The organism is Kitasatospora sp. GAS1066B (assembly GCF_041262605.1).
GTDB lineage: Bacteria > Actinomycetota > Actinomycetes > Streptomycetales > Streptomycetaceae > Kitasatospora.
This window is the reverse complement of record NZ_JBGCCO010000003.1, coordinates 49,859-63,902: the sequence shown is the minus strand read 5'-3', so window position 1 is coordinate 63,902 and position 14,044 is coordinate 49,859. Positions and strand designations below refer to the sequence as shown.

Sequence of the window (14,044 nt, the reverse complement as noted above, 5' to 3'; positions counted from 1 at the left end):
ACCGACGGCTCGGTGGTCACTGTGCTCACGCTCCCGCCTCCGCAGCCAGCTCGGCGGCCAACTGGTCGGCCTGCTCGCGCAGTTGCGGCGTAGGCTCGGCGTAGACGTGCTGGAACAGACTGTGCGGGTCGAGCTGCGGCTCGGCGTGGAACTCGGCGCGCATGGTGGCCGCCAGCGCCTCGGCCTGCTCGGCCGCCCGCGCGACCAGCGCGTCGTCCAGCACCCCGGCCTCGCGCAGGTGACGCTCCATCAGGGTCACCGGGTCGTGCTCGCGCCAGGCCTCCACCTCCGCCGAGACCCGGTAGCGGGTCGCGTCGTCGGCGTTGGTGTGCGCGTCGAGCCGGTAGGTCAGCGCCTCCACCAGCGTCGGACCGCCGCCGTTCCTGGCCCGGTCGAACGCCTCGGAGAGCACCTCGTGCACCGCCACCACGTCGTTGCCGTCCACCAGCCGCCCCGGCAGGCCGTAGCCGACCGCCTTGTGCGCCAGGCTCGGCGCCGCGGACTGCTTGGTCAGCGGGACCGAGATGGCGTACCCGTTGTTCTGCACCAGGAAGACCACCGGGGCGTTCAGCACGGCCGCGAAGTTCAGCGCCTCGTGGAAGTCGCCCTCGCTGGTGCCGCCGTCGCCGAGCATCGCCAGCGCGATCACGTCCTCGCCGCGCAGCCGGGCGGCGTGCGCCAGGCCCACCGCGTGCGGGGCCTGGGTGGCGAGCGGGGTGCAGAGCGGGGCGGTGCGGGTGGCGACCGGGTCGTACCCGGTGTGCGCGCTGCCGCGCAGCAGGGTGAGCGCGGCCAGCGGGTCGACGCCGCGGCCGACCACGGCCAGCGTGTCCCGGTAGCTGGGGAAGAGCCAGTCCTGGGGCCGCAACACGGTGGCGGCGGCCACCTCGCAGGCCTCCTGGCCGGTGGAGGAGGGGTAGACGGCGAGCCGGCCCTGCTTGGTGAGCGTGGTCGCCTGCTGGTTGTAGCGGCGGCCGATCACCAGCCGGCGGTAGAGGTCGCGGAGCAGCTCGGGGTCGTGCTTGGCCAGCTCGGGGGTGCCGAGCACGCGGACCGGGGTGTGGTCCGGCAGGAGGGGCGCGGGGTCGGTCCGGGGGTCGGTCGCGCCGGGCAGCCACGGGGGCACGGGCGCGGTGGGCCGGTGGTCGAGGACGGTCATCAGGCACCTCCAAGGGGTGGGGAGGGCGGGGCCGCGCTGTCGGGGGCAGGGCAGCGGCAGGTGGGGTGTTGCCTCCCAACCGATTGTTCGGTTGTCTACTCATTGTGGCCACAGCCGAGCGAAGGTGCTGGACAATCGGCCGCTACGGCAGTCTGCTGAAAGCAGCACGTCCATCTTGGGAGGGCTCGGGGCCATGGGCGCTGAACAAATGGCCGGGTCGGGCGGGAGCAGACCTCAGCCCACTCCGGCCGGTGTGGTGAACGGCGGTCCCGACCGGGGGCTGGACCGGGTGGACCGCTCGATCCTGCGGCTGCTCCAGCAGGACGGCCGGGCCTCGATCCGCTCGGTCGCCGAGCGGGTGCACGTCTCGCGCGCCAACGCCTACGCCCGGATCGCCCGGATGATGGAGGACGGTGTGATCCGCGGTTTCACCGCCCGGGTCGACCACGAACGGGCCGGGCAGGGCGCCTGCGCGTACGTCACGCTGAAGATCGTGCAGAACTCCTGGCGGACCGTGCGCGAGCAGCTGCTCGACCTGCCGGGAGTGGCGCACATCGCGCTGGTGGGCGGCGAGTTCGACGTGCTGCTGCTGGTGCACACGGCCGACAACCGGGCGCTGCGGGAGCTGGTGCTGGGCAGCATCCAGAGCATCCCCGACGTGCTGTCGACGCAGACGCTGCTGGTCTTCGAGGAGACCGACCGGGTGCCGCCGGCCTGAGCTCCCGGCGCTCGCCCCGCAGCCGGATCAGGCGCGCAGGCCGTCGAAGGCCAGGTGGACCACGGCGTCCGGCACGCCGTCGGCGTTCGGGCCGCCGGCGCCGGTCGGGCGGTACCACTCCACGATTGAGTTGATCATGCCGAAGAGCAGCCGGGTGGCCAGCCGCGGCTCCACGTCGGCCCGCAGCTCGCCGGCCGTCACCGCCTCCCGGACCAGTTCCGCCACCCGGTGGTCGAAGTCCCGCCGCCGCTCCAGCGCCCACAGCTCGGTCCCGGTGTTGCCGCGCACCCGCAGCAGCAGCGTCACGTAGGGCAGCTCGGCCAGCAGCACCTCGGTGGTGCGTCGCACCACGTGCTCCAGGCGGTCCACCGGGCGCCCCGCCAGCGCGGCCGGCTCGTCCAGGATCCCGAACAGCCCGTCCAGCGCCCGCCCGACCGCCAGCCGCAGCAGTTCCTCCTTGCCGCGCACGTGGTGGTAGATCGAGGACTTGGAGATCCCGGCCGCCCGCGACAGGTCCTCCATCGAGGTGCCGTCGTAGCCGCGGGTGTTGAAGACCTCGACGGTGACGGCGAGCAGGGAGTCGACGGTGTAGGTGGTGCGCAGCGGGTTCTCGGCCATGCTCCGAGTATCCCGGTCGAGCCGATCCGGCCGAGCCCGGGGCGGCCGGCTCTGTTCCCCCGACCGATCGTTCGGTTACGCTGAGGAGCGTCAGCCCAGTCCTCTCCCCGCGAGGAGCGCCGTATGGCCGCCGTCGACGAACTGATCGAGCGTCACCAGGAGACCCTGAACCGGGCGCTCACCGCGCTCACCGAGCGGGACTACTGGTCCCCGTACCCCGAGATCGCCAAGGCCTACGGCGAGAGCGCCCCGGCCGAGGGCAAGGCCGCCTTCGAGGCACTGCTCGGCGCCACCTTCGCGCTACCGGGCCACCCGGCGGCCGGCGACCTGGTCGGCACCGAGGTCTCGCCCTACGGCATCGAGCTGGACATCGTCTACCCGCGCGCCGAGTTGGATGCGCTGCTCGCCGCCGCCAAGGAGGCCGGCACCGGCTGGGCCGCCGCCTCCCCGGCGGCTCGCGCCGCCGTCTGCCTGGAGATCCTGGCCCGGATCAACGCCCGCTCGCACGAGATGGCCCAGGCCGTCATGCACACCACCGGGCAGGCCTACGCGATGGCCTTCCAGGCCGGCGGCCCGCACGCCCAGGACCGGGGCCTGGAGGCCGTCGCCTACGCCTACGCCGAGCAGGCCAAGCTGCCCGCCGAGGCCGGCTGGACCAAGCCGCAGGGCAAGCGCGACCCGCTGGTGCTGCGCAAGGAGTTCATCACCGTCCCGCGCGGCACCGCGCTGGTGATCGGCTGCAACACCTTCCCGACCTGGAACGGCTACCCGGGACTCTTCGCCTCCCTGGCCACCGGCAACCCGGTGGTGGTCAAGCCGCACCCGCGCGCCGTGCTGCCGCTCGCGCTCACCGTGCGGATCGCCCGCGAGGTGCTCGTCGAGGCCGGGTTCGACGCCAACCTGGTCACCCTGGCCGCCGAGCGCGACCGCGAGGGCATCGCCAAGACGCTGGCGCTGCACCCGGACGTCCGGATCATCGACTACACCGGGTCGACCGAGTTCGGCGACTGGCTGGAGCAGAACGCCAAGCAGGCCCTGGTCTACACCGAGAAGGCCGGCGTCAACACCGTGGTGATCGACTCCACGGACGATTACAAGGGGATGCTGGGCAACCTCGCCTTCGCCCTCTCGCTCTACACCGGCCAGATGTGCACCACCCCGCAGAACCTGCTGATCCCCCGCACCGGCATCGGGACCGACCAGGGCCCGAAGTCCTACGACGAGGTGGTGGCCGACCTGGCCCGCTCGATCGAGGGCCTGCTCGGCGACGACGCCCGGGCCGCCGCGATCCTGGGTGCCGTGGTCAACCCCGCCGTGCTGCAGCGCAGTGCCGCCGCCGCGAGCGGCGAGTACGGCGACCTGGCGCTGGCTCCCCGGGTGGTGGAGTCGGCCGAGTTCCCGGGCGCCACCATCCGCACCCCCGCGCTGGTCAAGGTGGAGGCGCACAAGCCGGACGACCGTGCGGTCTTCCTCGACGAGTGCTTCGGCCCGGTCTTCTTCGCCGTCGCCGTCGACTCCACCGCCGACGCCGTGGAACTGCTGCGCCAGACCGTCACCGAGCAGGGCGCGATGACCGCCACCGGCTACACCACCGCCCCCGAGGTCGAGCAGCAGCTGGTCCGGGCCTGCCTGGACACCGGCGTCTGCCTCTCGCTCAACCTCACCGGCGGCGTCTACCCGAACCAGACCGCCGCCTTCTCCGACCTGCACGGCACCGGCGCCAACCCGGCCGCCAACGCCGCCTACACGGACGCGGCCTTCGTCGCCAACCGCTTCCGCACGGTGGAGATCCGCCGCCAGGCCTGAGCACCGGCCGGTCGGCCGCGGGCCGGCCGGCCGTAAGGTGGTGCGCCATGGAGCTGATCGTCTGTGATGTGACGCCTGACCAGGTGGAGTTGGAACGCGACGTCGCCCCGCTGATCCGGCTGCTGCGGCCGGGTCTCGGGCGGGCCGAGTTCGCCACCTTCGCCGCCGAGGCGCACGCCCAGGGCCTGGTCTTCACGGCCGCCTACGACCCGCGCGGGCGCTGCCGGGCGGTGGCGGCGCACCGGATGCTGGCCACCAGCCGGGGCCGGCTGCTCCTGGTGGACGACCTGGTCACCGACCCCGACGCGCGTTCCGGCGGGGTCGGCACCCGGCTGCTCGCCGAGCTGGAGGAGCGGGCCCGGCGGGCCGGCTGCGTGCGGGTCGAGCTGGACTCCGGGGTCGCCAACCACGGCGCGCACCGGTTCTACCACGCCCGCCGGATGGCGATCGTGGCCCTGCACTTCGCCCGCGAGCTCTGAACCCGCGAGCTCTGAACCGCCGCACTACCGCTTCACGAAGCCCCAGCTCTGCCCAATCACCTCGAAGCCGCGCCGGGCGTACCACTCGCGCGGCCAGTCCTCGGCGTCCGCGACCAGGAAGAGCGTTCCGCAGCCTGCCTCGCCGGCCCGGGCCAGCGCGGTGCTCAGCAGCGTGTTCCCGTGGCCGCGCCCGGTGTGGTCGTCGGCCGTGACCAGGTCCTCCAACTGGGCCAGCCCGGCGGGCTCGTCGAGGTAGAGGTCGGCCCAGGCGGCCACCTCCCCGTCCGCCGCCGGCACGGCGAGGAACCGTACGTCGTCCGCCCCGCGCAGCCGTACCGGTCGCCGGTCGGCCAGCTGGCGCACCAGCTCGGCCTGGCCGGGATCGGGCATCCAGCGCCGTAGCTGCCGGAGCAGCGCGTCCCGGAGGTCGGCCGGTCCGACTTCCCGTGCCGGTGCCTCGGGCAGTGCTTGAGCGGCGGTCGAGCGGGCCATCACCAGCTCCCGCCCCGCCTGGTAGCCGGCCGTCACCAGCGCGGGTGCCAGCGCGGCTCCGAGCCGCCCGTCCAGCACGCTGATCCGCTGCTGGCCGAGCCTGGTGAGCGCCTGAACGTCGGCCTCGGCACCCAGCACCAGCAGCTGGTTGTGCTCGTGCGAGGCGGGGAAATCCGGGTCGCGGACGGCGACGGCGCCGGGGTACTCCACCGTCTCGGCGGCCTGCCGGCGGGCGAAGTCGGCACGGAACGTGGTCACTCGGGAGAGGAGATCCGGCATCGAGTCAGACTCCAGCGGAACTCTCGTCCGGGCAAGCGGATTTCCCGTAGGGTGCGGGCCATGTCGACCAATGGCCTGCGGGCCTTGAACGATGTCCTGGCCTTCTTCCTGGAGTTGGCCGCGCTCGGCTTCCTCGCCTGGTGGGGGTACCGGACCGGCCCGAACACCGCCGTCCACCTGCTGTTCGCGATCGGCCTGCCGCTGCTGGCCGCCGTCCTGTGGGGTCGGTACGCCGCCCCCAAGGCGTCGGTGAAGCTGCCGGTGTCGGGCGTGCTCCTGGTCAAGGCGGTGGTCTTCGGCACCGCCGCGCTGGCGCTCGGCGGCGTCAAGGGTCCGGCCTGGGCCCTGGTCTTCGCGGTGGTCGTGGCGCTGAACACGGCCTACATCACGGTCGCCCGAGCCCGGGACTGATCCGCCGCCCCGCTAGTCCACCGGCAGCCGGGCCACCAGCAGCCGGCCCTCCATCGTCACGCCGCCGTCCATCGCCACCGCCAGCTCGTCCGCGTAGATGTACGGGCCCGGTACGTACGGGCGCTCGCCGCTCTCGTTGTTCGCCTCACCGGTGAGGTACGGGATCGGGCTGTGCCCGTGCACCACCCGGTGCCCGCCGTAGGTGGCCAGCAGCTCGCCGGCCGCCATCGGGCCGCCCTCGCCGCGGAAGGCGAAGCGCTTGGTGAACCGGCGGAAGGCGTCCCACCAGTCGTCGGCGCCCTCGTCGGCCAGCAGGTTGTGGACCGCGTCGTTGACCTCGTCGATGGAGTCGCCGAACTCCAGGTAGGCCGTGGTGTCGGAGTGCAGCAGCAGGTGGCCGTCCTCCAGCGCGATCGCGGGCAGCCGCTTGAGCCAGCTGATGTGGTGGCCCTGCAGCCGCTCCAGGTCGTGCTGCTGGCCGCCGTTGAGCAGCCAGGCGGCGCGGAAGGAGGCGGTCCCGGCGGTGGACTGCACCGGCTCGTCGCCGTACCGGTGGGCGCCGAGGAAGAGCAGCTCGTGATTGCCCATCAGAGCCCGGCAGTAGCCGCCGGCCGCCGCCGCCTCGGCGGCCAGCTGCATCACCAGGTCGATCACGCCGATCCCGTCCGGCCCGCGGTCGGTGAAGTCGCCCAGGAACCAGATCCGCGAGCGCCCGGCCGACCAGTGCCCCTCGCCGTCGACCAGGCCCTGCTCGTGCAGCGCGGCGAGCAACTCGTCGAGGTAGCCGTGCACGTCGCCGACCACGTAGAGCGGGCCCACCGGGCCCGGGTCGCCGCCCGGCTGCGGGTACGGCGTCGCGTACGGGTTGTCCTCGGTGATCGGCGGGCCCAGCTCGATGGTCGGCGGGTCGTCCTGCGCGGGTGCCTGCGGGGTGCGTTCGGTGGCGAGGAAGGTGGGGTAGGCCGCCGCCTGCGGAGTGGGGTGGCCGGCCACCGGCCAGTGCTGCTCCAGGTAGCGTGCCCCGCCGTAGGCGCTGAACGTGGGCTCCTGCCCGCCGGCCTGCTCGCCGGGTGAATCCTGGTACTCGGTAGGGGGATTGGGCTCGAAGTACGAGCCGTACGGCAGCACGTCGAGGTCCTGCTGCGGGCGGGGGCCTGACTGGGGCAGCTCAGGCCCGGGGAAGCGGTCCTCGGGTGTCATCCGCCCATCATAGGAAGAGCCCTCTCCCGTCGTCCTCACCCGGTGGGTATCCAATCCGCGCGGTGCACCGATCCCGGGTCGCCGAGCGGTTCAGACCTCGCCCGGGGTGCGCGGCGCACTGACGGTGGTTCGGGGGCTGCGGCGCAGCGAGGAGGCCCGCACGATCAGCTCGGTGGGCATCAGCGTGCCCGGCGGCGGACCGGTGCCGGCGGTGCGGTAGCGGGGCGGGAAGAGCCGGGCGCCGGCGGTGGGGGCGTCGGCCGTCAGCCCGGTGCCGGAGTCGACCCCCTCGATCGCGTCGATCAGCAGGTTGACGACGGTGGTCCCGATCCGGCGCGGCTTGAGCGAGAGGGTGGTGATCGGCGGCTCGGTGCCCGCGTACACGTCGCTCTCGCTGCAGCAGACCAGCAGCAGGTCGTCCGGCACCCGCAGGCCGTAGCGGCGGGCGGCGGCCAGCAGGTCGGTCCCGTTCGGGTCGAAGAGCCCGTAGACCGCGTCCGGGCGGTCCGGGCGGGCCAGCAGCCGGTCGGCGGCGACCGCCCCGGCGGCAGGGTCGTGCGCGGGGTAGGCCTCGTAGACCGGCTCCTGGCCGACCCGCTCGCACCAGCCGAGGTAGGCGTCGGTGGAGAGCCGGGTGTAGGTGTCGGTGCTGGTGCCGGTGAGCAGGCCGATCCGGCGAGCGCCGGCCTCGCTCAGGTGGTCCAGGATGCCCAGCACGGCGGCCTCGTGGTCGTTGTCCACCCAGGCGGTGACCGGGCAGTTGCCCGGCTTGCCGTCGCTGACCACCGGCACGCCGGACCGGTACAGCTCGCTGACCAGCGGGTCCTGGTCGGCCGGGTCGATCACCACGGTGCCGTCCAGTGCCACGTTGCTCCACACGTCGTGCCGCGAGGAGGCGGGCAGCACCACCAGGGCGTAGCCGCGGCCGAGCGCCGCGCTGGTCGCGGCCCTGGCCATCTCGGCGAAGTAGGCGAACTCGGTGAAGGTGAAGGGTTCCTCGCCGTAGGTGGTGACGGTCAGTCCGATCAGCCCGGACCGGCCGGTGCGCAGCGTCCGGGCGGCCGCGGACGGCCGGTAGCCGAGGCGCTCGGCGACCTCGCGCACCCGGCTGCGGGTTTCGTCGGGCAGGCGGCCCTTCCCGTTCAGGGCGTCCGAGACGGTGGTGATCGACACTCCGGCGGCTGCTGCCACATCCCGGATGCCGGCCCGTTCCAGACGTCGTGAGGTGGGGGGTCGCCGACCGCTCTGATTGGCTGCTGCTGTCATGGCGGACCGATCGTATGGTGCGTCAGCGCATCGCTGAACCACGTGTGCGAGGCCCCGGGCGATCCGTCGCAGATACGTTTCTCCATGTCCACCACTCGTCTCAGTCCTTGGATCCGGGGTCTGATTTCGGCCGATTACCTCTGACATGTGCCATCGGAACGAGGCACAATGGCTGATCCGCATTGGTGTCCTGGCCGGACATCTCACCCGCACGGGTGAGCGCGCTGGGTATCGTTCTGGGCACCCGACCGGAGACAGGCGGCCGCGCATGCGACCGGCGCGCAACCGAGCGCCGGGGGCGCACGCCGGCATCGGGCCGCCCTACCGGGCCAGGCCCGGACAGTGACGAAGGAGAACAGCACCGTGAGCGGTACGGCAGCGCAGGGCCCGCGGCTTCGGCCGAGCCTGGACGGCATCCCCACCTACAAGCCCGGCAAGCCCGCCGGCGCCGACGCCTTCAAGCTCTCCTCCAACGAGAACCCCTACGAGCCGCTGCCCGGCGTGCTGGACGCCGTGGTGGCCACCGCCGGCTCGTTCAACCGCTACCCCGACATGGCGGTCACCGAGCTCACCGCCGAGCTGGCCCAGCACTTCGGCGTCCCCGCCGAGCACATCGCCACCGGCCCCGGCTCGGTGGGCGTGGCCCAGTCGCTGGTGCTCTCCACGGCCGGCCCGGGCGACGAGGTGATCTTCGCCTGGCGCTCGTTCGAGGCCTACCCGATCATCACCCAGATCGCCGGGGCCACCCCGGTGCCGGTGCCGCTGACCGCCGCCGAGGAGCACGACCTCGACGCGATGCTCGCCGCGATCACCCCGCGCACCCGGCTGATCTTCGTCTGCAACCCGAACAACCCGACCGGCGTCGCGATCCACGGCCCCGAGCTGGAGCGCTTCCTGGACGCGGTGCCCGGCGACATCCTGGTCGTGGTCGACGAGGCCTACCGCGAGTTCATCCGCGACGAGCGGGTGCCGGACGGCGTCGAGCTGTACCGGGACCGGCCCAACGTCTGCGTGTTGCGCACCTTCTCCAAGGCGTACGGCCTGGCCGGCCTGCGGGTCGGCTTCGCCATCGCGCACGAGCCGGTGGCCACCGCGCTGCGCAAGACCGCGATCCCGTTCGGCGTCAGCCAGCTGGCCCAGGACGCGGCGGTCGCCTCGCTGCGCGCCGAGGACGCGCTGCTGGTCCGGGTCGAGGCGCTGGTCGCCGAGCGCACCCGGGTCGCTGCGGCGCTGGCCGCCCAGGGCTGGACCGTGGTCGACTCGCAGGCCAACTTCGTCTGGCTGCGGCTGGGCGAGCGGACCATGGACTTCGCGGCGGCCTGTGCGGCCGCCGGCGTGATCGTGCGCCCGTTCGCCGGTGAGGGCGCCCGGGTGACGATCGGCGAGGTGGCCGGCAACGACCTGTTCCTCGCGGCGGCGGAGGCGTTCCGCAAGGAACTCTGAGCAGCGCCGAGGTACTGAGTCGGTGAAGCGGACCTGCCATGGCCTCGGCGGGTCCGCTTTCGCATGTGCGCGGCCGCCTGCTCAGCCCCCGGTCGCCGCCCGCTCCGCCGCGCTGCGTTCCACGCAGAACTCGTTGCCCTCGGGGTCCAGCAGGGTGACCCAACCCGTGCCGTCGGGGCGCCGGTGGTCCTCGTGCAGCGTGGCGCCGAGCCCGATCAACCGCTCGACCTCCTCGTCCCGGCTCCGGTCCTGGGGCTGGAGGTCCAGGTGCCCCCGGTTCTTGACGGTCTTGCCCTCCGGCACCGCGATGAACAGCAGGCGGCTCGCCCCGCTGTCGGCAGGCGGCAGGACCACGGCCTCGGGATCGCCGGGGTGGTCGTCCTCCCCCATCGGCCAGCCGGTCACCTGGGACCAGAACTTCGCGAGGACGTAGGTGTCCTTGCAATCGAACGTGACGCTGTGGACGCGGGAGGTCGCGGGGGCTCCTGGGGTGCGGAGAGTGTCTGACGCGACGTCATCATCGCACTGGGGGCTGGAAGTCGGAAGAGAGCGGTGACTGACGGTCAGTAGATACCGAGTGTTGACTCCCACTAGATACTGAGTGTAGATACTCAGGTATGACAGTTCCTCTCGCCCTCCTCGGGTTACTCGAACGCGAGCCGAGCCACGGCTACGACCTCAAACGCGACTACGACACCTACTTCGGACGGGGCAAGCCGCTGCCGCCCGGGCAGGTCTACTCGACCCTCAGCCGGCTGGCCCGGGACGGAAAGGTGGTGGTCGGCGAGGTCGAGGCCGGGACCGGGCCGGACCGCAAGCGGTACGTGATCACCGACCTCGGCGCCACCGAGCTGGAGACCTGGCTCGGCGCACCGGCCGATGCCGAACCGCACCTGCAGACGGTGCTCTTCACCAAGGTCGTGCTGGCGCTGATGCTGGGCCGCGACGCCGCGGGCTACCTCGACATCCAGCGCGCGGCGCACCTGCAGCGGATGCGCGAGCTGACCGAGATCCGGCGCGGCGGTTCGCTGGTGGACCGGCTGCTCGCCGACCACGGGCTGTTCCACCTGGAAGCCGACCTGCGCTGGATCGAGCAGACCGCCGCCCGGCTCGGCGCGCTCGCCGATGAGGTGAACTCATGAGCGAGCGCGACGACTTCATCATCGAGGCCCGCGACGTGGCGCTCTCCTTCGGCGAGACGCCCGCGCTGCGCGGCGCGAACCTGGCGGTGGCGGCCGGCGAGATCGTCGCCATCATGGGCCCGAGCGGCTCGGGCAAGTCGACCCTGCTGCACTGCCTGGCCGGGATCCTCACCCCCGACTCCGGGGAGGTCCGGTTCGACGGGCGCCGGGTCGACACCATGCGCGAGACCGAACGCAGCACGCTGCGCCGGGACCGCTTCGGGTTCGTCTTCCAGTTCGGCCAGCTGGTGCCGGAGTTGACCGCCGCGGAGAACGTCGCGCTGCCGCTGCTGCTCGGCGGCGCCCGGCGGGCCGAGGCGCTGGTCCGGGCCGGGCAGTGGTTCGGGCGGCTCGGCCTGGACGGCCTTCAGGGCCGCAGGTCGGGAGAGTTGTCGGGCGGTCAGGCCCAACGGGTCGCGCTGGCAAGGGCGCTGGTCGCCGAGCCCGGCGTGCTCTTCGCCGACGAGCCGACCGGCTCGCTCGACTCGCTGACCGGTGAGCAGGTGATGGACCTGCTGGTCGCCTCGGCGCGCGAGCAGGGCACCACCGTGGTGATCGTCACCCACGAGCCCCGGGTGGCCGCCTGCGCGGACCGTGAGGTCGTGGTGCGTGACGGCAAGGTGACCTCGCTGACGACGGAGAGGCTGGCCTCGTGATCCGGCTCGGACTGCGGCTCACCCTGGCGGCCGGTCGGGAGGCGGTCGGCAGGTTGGCCGTCATCGCGGGCGCGGTCGGGGTGGGTGTCGCCCTGCTGCTGAGCGTGCTGGCGACGATCAACGCGACCACCACCCAGAACGACCGCAACGCCTGGCTGAACACCGGACTGGGCGCGCCGCCCGCCACGGCGAAGCAGGCGGCGGACCCGGCCTGGTGGATGATCAAGGGCGAGTACTTCCAGGGCAAGCAGATCGGGCGGGTCGACGTCGCGGTGACCGGGCCGGACTCGCCCGTCCCGCCAGGCATGTCGCACCTGCCGGGGCCCGGGGAGTACGACGTCTCGCCCGCGCTCGGCAAGCTGCTGGCCGGCACCCCGGCCGACGAACTCGGCGCCCGCTACCCCGGCCACCAGGTCGGCACCATCGGCAACGCGGCGCTGCCGGGCCCGGATTCGCTGATCATCATCATCGGCCACACCCCGGACCAGCTCGCCGACAATCCCGAGGCTCACCGGATCACCGCGATCTCGTCCCTGTCGCCGAGCGACTGCGGTGCCTGCCTGGTCGGCGCGAACCCCGACAGCATGAAGCTGATCCTCTCGGTGTCGGCGGTCGCGCTGATCTTCCCGGTGCTGATCTTCATCGGCACCGCGACCCGGCTGGCGGCGGCCCGCCGGGAGCAGCGCTTCGCCGCGATGCGCCTGGTCGGTGCCACGCCACGGCAGATCTCGGCGATCGCCACGGTCGAGTCCACGGTCGCCGCGGTGCTCGGCACCGCCGCCGGCTTCCTGCTCTTCTTCCTCATCCGGCCCGTCGTCGCGGGGATGAACTTCACCAAGACGCCGTTCTTCACCAGCGACCTCTCGCTGACCGCGGTGAACGTGCTGCTGGTGGTGCTCGGCGTACCGGTGGCGGCGGCGGTTGCGGCCAGGCTCGCGCTGCGCCGGGTGCAGATCTCCCCGCTCGGCGTCACCCGGCGGGTCACCCCGCGCCCACCGCGGGTGTACCGGGTGATCCCGCTGGCCGCGGGTGTCGCCGAGCTCGGCTACTTCGTCGGCCGGCGACCGCCGACCACCAACGGACAGATCCAGGCCTTCGTGCCGGGCATCCTGCTGATCCTGGGCGGGCTGGTGGTCGCCGGACCATGGCTGACCATGGCCGGCGCCCGACTGATGGCCCGGCGGGCCCAGCGGCCCGCGGTCCTGGTCGCCGCGCGGCGACTCGCCGACGACCCGAGGGCCGCCTTCCGCGCGGTCAGCGGACTGGTGCTGGCGCTCTGCGTCACCACCGGAGCGGTCGGCATCATGACCGCGATGACCGCTGAGCGCGGCATCCCGAAGGGCAGCCCGACCGTCCGGGCCACGGTGATCGACGACTTCTTCCACGGGCAGGGCGAGTCCGGGCACTTCACCGATCCGGAAACCCCGCTGCCGGCCGCGGTGCTGGCGCAGCTGCGCGCGATACCGGGCGTCCAGGGCGTGACGGTGCTGCACACGAACCCGCTCGGTGTGGGCGATCCGCTCATCGACGGGCCCCGGGCCCCGGGGCCGATGCCGCCCTCCGCGCTGGCCTCGTGCGCGCAGTTGGCCAGCACGCCGGCCTTCAGCACCTGCCCGGCCGGCGCCGAAGCGGCCTCGGTGACACCGTTCTTCAGCGAGTTGGGGCTGGACTTCATCAAGAGCTGGCCGGCCCGCTGGCCGGCCGCCGCGTTCCCTGCCGACCAGATCGACGGCCTGCCGGTGCTGAGCGTCGTGGTGACGACGGACGGATCGCGGGCGGCGGTCGAGCAGGCCAGGACGCTGCTCGCGCTCACCTACCCCAGCGAAGCCGTTCCCTACACCATCGCTGAGGACCGCGCCGAGATGACCAAGCAGTTGTCGGGCTTTCAGCAACTGGCCGACGTGGTGATCCTGGTCAGCCTGCCGATCGCAGGCTGCAGCCTCGCGGTGAGCATCGTCGGCGGGCTGACCGACCGCAAGCGCCCGTTCAGCCTGCTGCGGCTGACCGGCGTGCAACTCGGGGTGCTGCGCCGGGTGGTGCTGCTGGAGAGCGCGCTTCCGCTGCTGGTGGTCGCGGTGGTGGCGATCGGGATGGGGTTCCTGGCCGCGCAGCTCTTCCTGAAGGCCCAGTTGGGCTACTCGCTGCATGCGCCGGACCCGTCCTACTACCTGCTGGTGTTGCTGGGGCTGGCCGCCTCGCTCGGGGTGATCGGCTCCACCCTGCCGCTGCTGCGGCGGATCACCGGGCCGCAGACGGCACGGAACGATTGACCTCGATCTTGCATGACGGCTCGTCAGCTCGGCTGGCGGGCCGTTTCTGCCTGTCCGGGCTGGGCT

The 14,044-nt window shown here is 72.8% G+C and carries 14 protein-coding genes; 8 read left to right on the top strand and 6 right to left on the bottom strand.

The annotated features are described in order from the left end of the window. Positions 1-25: 25 nt before the first annotated feature. Positions 26-1,159 (bottom strand): pyruvate dehydrogenase (acetyl-transferring) E1 component subunit alpha, encoded by a 1,134-nt coding sequence (gene pdhA / locus ABH937_RS03630; protein WP_280691224.1) that lies wholly within the window; start codon positions 1,157-1,159, stop codon positions 26-28. A 193-nt stretch (positions 1,160-1,352) separates the two neighbouring features. On the opposite strand from pdhA, the gene ABH937_RS03625 reads away from it, so the two are divergent. Beyond that, positions 1,353-1,877, top strand: coding sequence for an Lrp/AsnC family transcriptional regulator (locus ABH937_RS03625; protein WP_280691223.1), 525 nt, complete (start codon positions 1,353-1,355; stop codon positions 1,875-1,877). 27 nt (positions 1,878-1,904) lie between these two features. Here the strand turns inward: ABH937_RS03625 and ABH937_RS03620 are convergent, their stop codons facing one another. Further along, complete coding sequence (locus ABH937_RS03620) at positions 1,905-2,495, bottom strand: TetR/AcrR family transcriptional regulator (RefSeq protein ID WP_280691222.1); 591 nt, start codon at positions 2,493-2,495, stop codon at positions 1,905-1,907. Positions 2,496-2,618: 123 nt separating this feature from the next. Here ABH937_RS03620 and paaN point away from each other — a divergent pair, with 123 nt between their 5' ends. Both paaN and ABH937_RS03610 read left to right on the top strand, forming a co-directional pair. Continuing rightward, positions 2,619-4,301 (top strand): phenylacetic acid degradation protein PaaN, encoded by a 1,683-nt coding sequence (gene paaN / locus ABH937_RS03615; RefSeq protein ID WP_280691221.1) that lies wholly within the window; start codon positions 2,619-2,621, stop codon positions 4,299-4,301. A 47-nt stretch (positions 4,302-4,348) separates the two neighbouring features. After that, positions 4,349-4,780, top strand: a complete 432-nt coding sequence (locus ABH937_RS03610; protein WP_280691220.1) for a GNAT family N-acetyltransferase — start codon at positions 4,349-4,351, stop codon at positions 4,778-4,780. Between the two features lie 24 nt (positions 4,781-4,804). Here ABH937_RS03610 and ABH937_RS03605 read toward each other — a convergent pair whose 3' ends face one another. Then, entirely contained in the window at positions 4,805-5,530 is a 726-nt protein-coding gene (locus ABH937_RS03605; RefSeq protein WP_370217198.1) for a GNAT family N-acetyltransferase, read from the bottom strand. Between the two features lie 81 nt (positions 5,531-5,611). Here ABH937_RS03605 and ABH937_RS03600 point away from each other — a divergent pair, with 81 nt between their 5' ends. Beyond that, positions 5,612-5,962: a YrdB family protein gene (locus ABH937_RS03600; RefSeq protein WP_370217197.1), complete on the top strand. Its 351-nt coding sequence runs from the start codon at positions 5,612-5,614 to the stop codon at positions 5,960-5,962. Between the two features lie 12 nt (positions 5,963-5,974). Here ABH937_RS03600 and ABH937_RS03595 read toward each other — a convergent pair whose 3' ends face one another. Beyond that, positions 5,975-7,162: a metallophosphoesterase gene (locus tag ABH937_RS03595; RefSeq protein ID WP_280691217.1), complete on the bottom strand. Its 1,188-nt coding sequence runs from the start codon at positions 7,160-7,162 to the stop codon at positions 5,975-5,977. A 90-nt stretch (positions 7,163-7,252) separates the two neighbouring features. After that, on the bottom strand, positions 7,253-8,428 hold the full coding sequence (locus tag ABH937_RS03590) for a LacI family DNA-binding transcriptional regulator (RefSeq protein ID WP_280691216.1): 1,176 nt from the start codon (positions 8,426-8,428) through the stop codon (positions 7,253-7,255). A 363-nt stretch (positions 8,429-8,791) separates the two neighbouring features. On the opposite strand from ABH937_RS03590, the gene hisC reads away from it, so the two are divergent. Further along, positions 8,792-9,871 carry a histidinol-phosphate transaminase gene (gene hisC, locus ABH937_RS03585; RefSeq protein WP_280691215.1) on the top strand — a complete coding sequence of 360 codons (1,080 nt, stop codon included), beginning with the start codon at positions 8,792-8,794 and terminating at the stop codon, positions 9,869-9,871. Between the two features lie 81 nt (positions 9,872-9,952). On the opposite strand, the gene ABH937_RS03580 is transcribed toward hisC, so the two are convergent. Then, positions 9,953-10,462, bottom strand: a complete 510-nt coding sequence (locus ABH937_RS03580; RefSeq protein WP_370217195.1) for a VOC family protein — start codon at positions 10,460-10,462, stop codon at positions 9,953-9,955. Between the two features lie 26 nt (positions 10,463-10,488). On the opposite strand from ABH937_RS03580, the gene ABH937_RS03575 reads away from it, so the two are divergent. Genes ABH937_RS03575 through ABH937_RS03565 form a run of 3 tightly spaced genes read left to right on the top strand, consistent with a single transcriptional unit; the run spans position 10,489 to position 13,978 of the window. Then, complete coding sequence (locus tag ABH937_RS03575) at positions 10,489-11,013, top strand: PadR family transcriptional regulator (RefSeq protein ID WP_280691213.1); 525 nt, start codon at positions 10,489-10,491, stop codon at positions 11,011-11,013. Further along, positions 11,010-11,708, top strand: coding sequence for an ABC transporter ATP-binding protein (locus ABH937_RS03570; RefSeq protein ID WP_280691212.1), 699 nt, complete (start codon positions 11,010-11,012; stop codon positions 11,706-11,708). Before ABH937_RS03575 ends, ABH937_RS03570 begins: the two co-directional genes overlap by 4 nt. Then, a complete protein-coding gene (locus ABH937_RS03565; protein WP_370217194.1) occupies positions 11,705-13,978 on the top strand; it encodes an FtsX-like permease family protein in 2,274 nt (757 codons plus the stop codon). Before ABH937_RS03570 ends, ABH937_RS03565 begins: the two co-directional genes overlap by 4 nt. The last annotated feature ends 66 nt before the right edge of the window (positions 13,979-14,044 follow it).